The sequence below is a fragment of the Mesorhizobium sp. M7A.F.Ca.MR.362.00.0.0 genome (assembly GCF_004023175.1).
Lineage (GTDB): Bacteria > Pseudomonadota > Alphaproteobacteria > Rhizobiales > Rhizobiaceae > Mesorhizobium.
Window position 1 is genome coordinate 3,530 of sequence record NZ_RZTF01000098.1, and the last position, 4,428, is coordinate 7,957.

The following is a 4,428-nucleotide window of genomic DNA, read 5'->3' on the forward strand; positions in this document are numbered from 1 at the left end:
CTGCTGATCGTCGTCATCGGCACGTTCCTTTTGCTCGAGGCCGCCCCCGGCGATGCGGTCGATGCCTATATCGTCTCGACCGGTGGCGACGCCGGCATGATCGAATTGTTGCGACATCGCTGGGGCCTCGACCAGTCGGAGCTGACGCGGCTCGCCAATTACCTCTGGGCGCTGCTGCATCTCGATCTCGGCCAGTCGGTGACCTTCTCCAGGCCGATCCGCGACGTCATCCTCGAACGCCTGCCCAACACGCTGCTGTTGATGGTTAGCGCCACCGCGCTCTCCTTCGGGCTCGGCTCGGCACTCGGCATCTACGCCGGCGCACAGCCGGGCAGTTTCCGCGACCGCTTCCTGTCGATCGGCTCGCTGGCGCTCTATGCAGTGCCGGGTTTCTGGCTCGGCCTGGTGCTGATCGTCGTCTTTGCCGTCGACCTCCGCTGGCTGCCGATCGGCGGCATCGAAACCCTGGCCTCTGACAAGACCGGCCTTGATCGCGCAACCGACATCGCCGCCCATCTCGCCCTGCCCGTTTCCGCCCTCGGCTTCATCTACCTGGCGCTCTATCTGCGCATGATGCGCGCCGGCATGGCCGAGGTCTGGCGGCAGGATTTCGTCCTGGCCGCACGCGCCAAAGGATTGTCACGCCGCCGCATCGTGCTCGCCCACGTCGCCCGCAATGCACTGCTGCCGCTGGTCACCATGCTCGGCCTGCAGTCGGCGCAGATGCTCGGCGGCAGCGTCGTCATCGAGAGCGTTTTTTCCGTGCCCGGCCTCGGCCGGCTGGCGCAGGAGGCAGTCGCCTCCCGCGACACGCCGCTTCTGCTCGGCATTATCCTCACCAGCGCAGTCCTGGTCCTTGTCATCAATTTGCTCGTCGACATCGCCTACGCCTTCCTCGATCCGCGCGTAGGCGCCAGCGAGGCCGGCGCATGAGCCCGCTCCGCCGCTTTCTGCGCACGCCCGAGGCGGTCGCCGGCGCCATGCTCTTGGCGGCGCTGATCGCTATGGCGCTGTCGGCGCCGCTGCTGTTCCCCGGCGACCCGCAGGCCATCGCCGGCCCGGCGCTGCTGCCGCCGTTCCAGGACTGGTCGCTGCCGCTCGGCACCGACCGGCTTGGCCGCGACGTACTGGCCGAGCTTTTCCACGGCGCCCGCACATCGCTGGCTGTCGGGCTCGCGGCTGCGGCCGCCGCACTTGTCGTCGGCGCCGTGGTCGGCACATTGGCCGGCTTTGCCGGCGGCCTCGTCGACGAGGTGCTGATGCGCATCACCGACGCCTTCCAGACCGTGCCGAGCTTCCTGCTGGCACTGGCCTTCGTCAGCGTCGTCGGACCGTCGCTCGGCGTCGTCGTGATTGCCATCGCGCTCGGCACCTGGACCGGACCTGCCCGGGTCGCCCGCGCGGAAGTCCTCTCCATTCGCGAACGCGATTATGTCGCCGGGGCCAGGGTCATCGGCATGCACCCGCTGGCGATCGCCTTTCGCGAGGTGCTGCCCAATGCCCTGCCGCCGGTGCTGGCGATGTCGTCGGTGATCGTCGCCGCCGCGATCCTCACCGAAGCGGCGTTGTCGTTCCTCGGCCTCGGCGACCCCAACCGGGTCACCTGGGGCGGAATGATCGCCGAAGGCCGCGCTGTCCTGCGTACCGCGCCCTTCCTGTCGATTGTCCCGGGCATAGCGTTGGTGCTGACCGTGCTCGGCGTCTATCTCGCCGGCGAAGGCATTGTCGAGACGACAGCGGTCAGGAGAGGCCTGTCGTGACCACGCTCGCTTCGATCCGCGACCTGACGGTGACCTACCGCCGTGACGGCAATGAGGTCGCAGCGCTGAGGAGTGTAAGCCTCGACGTCACCAATGGCGAACGCCTCGCCATCATCGGCGAAAGCGGTTCGGGCAAAAGCACGCTGGCACTGGCGATTGCCGGGCTGTTGCCGGGATCCTCCAGGATTGGAGGGCGAATCGACTGGTTCTTGCCATCATCGCCACCCTCTGGCGCCAAGGCACCCCCCTCTGTCCTGCCGGACATCTCCCCCTCAAGGGGGGAGATTGGCAGTTCCCCCGCAGGCCCTCTTTCTGCATCTCTGGCGATGGGCGAAAGTGGAGACAAGGGCGTAATCTCCCCCCTTGAGGGGGAGATGTCCGGCAGGACAGAGGGGGGCCTCGTAAGGCGCAAAGTCCGAAAGTCTTCCCTCAAACAGAGCTACATCCCCCGCCTCGGCCGCGACATCGGCTTCGTATTCCAGGACCCCTCAGCCAGCCTCGATCCTGTCATGACCATCGGCAAGCAAATCGCCGAAGTCGCCCGCACCCATCTCGGCCTCACCTGGTCCCAGTCCTATGCCAGGGCCAAAAGCCTGCTGGAGCGCGTCCGCCTGCCGGACCCGGACTCGGCCTTGCGGGCCTTCCCGCATCAACTCTCCGGCGGCCAGAAGCAGCGTGTGGCGATCGCCGCAGCCATTGCGGCCGGTCCGAAATTGCTGATCGCCGACGAAGCGACCAGCGCGCTCGATACCATCGTACAGGCCGAGATCGTCGCCTTGATCCGACGCCTGGTGACCGAGGACGGCATGACGCTGCTGTTCATCAGCCATGACATCGCGCTGGCGGCCGAGCTTGCCGAGCGCATCGCCGTTTTCCGTCATGGCCAGTTGGTCGAGCTTGGCATGACGGCGCAGATTGTCGGCGCCCCGGCCCAGCCCTATACGCGTGCTTTGCTCGACGCCCATATAGGCCTCGACACCAGGCCGTTGCTGGACCGAGCCGGGCTCCACGCATGAGCCTGCTGGCGGTGTCCAACCTGACCAAGCGCTACCGTCGCGGCGACAAGACTATCGCTGCCGTCGACGATGTCTCCTTTCACATCGACCCCGGTGAGACGCTGGCGTTGGCCGGACCTTCCGGCAGCGGCAAGTCGACGATCGCGCGGTTGGTGCTGCGATTGATCGAGCCGGACGCCGGGCGCATCGACTTCGAGGGCAGTGATTTCCTGGCCTTGAGCGGCGCCAAGCTGCGAGCACGCCGCGCACGCCTGCAAATGGTGTTCCAGGATCCATTGGCCGCCTTCAACCCGCGCGCCACGGTGGCGCGTGTGCTCGACGATCCCTTGCGCATCCATGGCATCGCCTCCCGCGCCGAGCGGCCGCGCCGCATCGCCGCCTTGCTGGAGCGCGTCGGGCTGACGGCTGATCTCGCCCCACGCGCCATCCACGAGATCTCCGGCGGCCAGCGGCAGCGCGTCGCCATTGCGCGCGCCATCGCCACAAAGCCGTCGCTGATCGTGCTCGACGAGGCGGTGTCGGCGCTCGACGTCTCCGTACGCGGGGAGATCCTCGAGCTTTTGCTCGACCTGCAACGCCAGGAAAAGATCGCCTATCTCTTCATTTCACATGATCTCGGCGTCATCAGGTCGGTCGCCCACCGCGTCATCCTTCTCGACGCCGGCCGGGTTGCCGAGAACGGCGATGCCCGAACCGTCATCGACTCACCGCAATCGGCCATCGGCAAGGCGCTGGTGGCGGCAGCACCGAGATTGAACCGGACCCTGATGCGGCTGGCGTCGGCCGGCCTCGATTGAGACCCGGCCGCCACCACCCTTTCGCTCAATAGCCGACGGTGAAGCGCTGCCTGATGTGGGCCGGCTTCTCGATCTCGTCGACCATGACGATCGCGTAGTCCTCGAAGGAAATGCTGCTGCCCTTGTCGGAGGCGAGAAGCGTGTCCTTGCCGAGGCGGAATTTGCCGGTGCGCTCGCCCGGCACGAACATGGCGGATGGCGACAGGAACGTCCAATCGAGGTAGTCGACCGTCTTCAATCTGTCCAGGAAGTCTGCACCCTTCTGCGCTTCGGCCTTGTAGATATCGGGGAATTCAGGCGTGTCGACCAGCCGTTTGCCGGGTGCGACTTCGAGACTGCCGGCGCCGCCGACGACGAGATAGCGCTTCACGCCGGAGGCGCGCACCGCCTCGATCAGCGTATCGGCATCGCTGTCCAGGAAATGCACGGAGCTGATCACCGCGTCATGGCCGCGGATCAGGTCCGCGAGACCTTGTCTGTCGAAGACATCGCCCTTCCTGGCCGTCACGCCCGGAAGCGCGGCGATCTTTTCCGGGTTGCGCGCGATGCCGGTGACGGTGTGGCCGCGATCGGAGAGTTCCCTGAGAAGGCGCGAACCGACGGCGCCCGATGCACCAATGAGAGCGACTTTTGCCATGTCTGTTTCCTTATTTCTTGTTGGGAGTCTGGAGGATGGGATCACGCCGCCGCGATATGGGCGACGAGATTGTCGAAGCTGCCGAACAGTGCGTTCGAACCGATGAGCCGGGGCGCATCATTGCGGATGACCGAGAGCGAAGGCACGCCATCGGCATGCAGGCGCTGGAACAGCGCACGGCCACGGCCAACCAGATCGCGGTGAGCCGTAAGCAATGT

General features: G+C 66.3%; 5 protein-coding genes and 1 pseudogene. 4 read left to right on the forward strand and 2 right to left on the reverse strand.

All coding sequences use genetic code 11. The features are described 5' to 3' along the window. The 4 genes from EOC06_RS14790 to EOC06_RS14805 all read left to right on the forward strand — a co-directional run. Positions 1–933 (forward strand): ABC transporter permease (locus EOC06_RS14790; protein ID WP_164898584.1); only part of this gene is annotated, 933 nt, incomplete at its 5' end. Continuing rightward, on the forward strand, positions 930–1,760 hold the full coding sequence (locus EOC06_RS14795; RefSeq protein ID WP_128308121.1) for an ABC transporter permease: 831 nt from the start codon (positions 930–932) through the stop codon (positions 1,758–1,760). The genes EOC06_RS14790 and EOC06_RS14795, both read left to right, overlap by 4 nt. A gap of 14 nt (positions 1,761–1,774) precedes the next feature. After that, the gene (locus tag EOC06_RS14800) at positions 1,775–2,776 is read left to right on the forward strand and encodes an ABC transporter ATP-binding protein (RefSeq protein WP_164898585.1); all 1,002 of its coding nucleotides are present in this window, start codon (positions 1,775–1,777) and stop codon (positions 2,774–2,776) included. After that, positions 2,773–3,573, forward strand: a complete 801-nt coding sequence (locus tag EOC06_RS14805; protein WP_128308122.1) for an ATP-binding cassette domain-containing protein — start codon at positions 2,773–2,775, stop codon at positions 3,571–3,573. The genes EOC06_RS14800 and EOC06_RS14805 overlap by 4 nt, the downstream gene beginning before the upstream one ends. A 25-nt stretch (positions 3,574–3,598) precedes the next feature. On the opposite strand, the gene EOC06_RS14810 is transcribed toward EOC06_RS14805, so the two are convergent. Beyond that, positions 3,599–4,210, reverse strand: a complete 612-nt coding sequence (locus EOC06_RS14810; protein WP_128308123.1) for an NAD(P)-dependent oxidoreductase — start codon at positions 4,208–4,210, stop codon at positions 3,599–3,601. Between the two features lie 41 nt (positions 4,211–4,251). Then, positions 4,252–4,428, reverse strand: a pseudogene (locus EOC06_RS42555) (DsbA family protein); the annotation flags it as partial.

What these genes read in the sequence shown, in the direction of transcription:
- EOC06_RS14795 (WP_128308121.1), top strand. Translation starts at nt 930, where the DNA reads ATGAGCCCGCTCCGCCGCTTTCTGCGCACGCCCGAGGCGGTCGCCGGC.
- EOC06_RS14805 (WP_128308122.1), top strand. Translation starts at nt 2,773, where the DNA reads ATGAGCCTGCTGGCGGTGTCCAACCTGACCAAGCGCTACCGTCGCGGC.
- EOC06_RS14810 (WP_128308123.1), bottom strand. Translation starts at nt 4,210, where the DNA reads ATGGCAAAAGTCGCTCTCATTGGTGCATCGGGCGCCGTCGGTTCGCGC.